The 427-nt window shown below is 65.3% G+C and carries 1 pseudogene; it reads left to right on the plus strand.

Annotation, left to right across the window (positions count from 1 at the left end):
• Window positions 1-427: pseudogene (locus BLX24_RS33230) on the plus strand (hypothetical protein); the annotation flags it as partial.

Genomic DNA, 427 nt, shown 5'->3' on the forward strand with positions numbered 1-427 from the left:
GCTGGTCGACGGGAGAGAGCCTGTCGGCGGTGGTGGTCTCTCCGGCCAGCACAACAGCTTACTCGGTCACGCTGACCAATGCCTCGGGGTGCACCTCAACAACCACCGTGACGGTCACGGTCGTACCGGCGGCGACGGCCACCATCGGTGGTAGCCTGACCATTTGCCCGGGCCAGTCGACTACCCTGACCGCTCAGGGAGGCACCAGCTTCAGCTGGTCGACGGGATCCAGCCTGTCGGCAATTGTGGTGAGCCCTGCCAGTACAACGGCCTACTCCCTGACGGTCGTGAATGCCTCCGGCTGTGTGGCATCGACCTCGGTGACGGTGAGCGTCAATGCCTCTGTGGTGGCCGGTATCAGCGGTAACCTGACCATTTGCCGGGGAGAGGCCACGACCCTGACGGCCTCGGGGGCCCCCACGGTGAT

The sequence above is a fragment of the Arsenicibacter rosenii genome, assembly GCF_001870735.1.
Lineage (GTDB): Bacteria > Bacteroidota > Bacteroidia > Cytophagales > Spirosomataceae > Arsenicibacter > Arsenicibacter rosenii.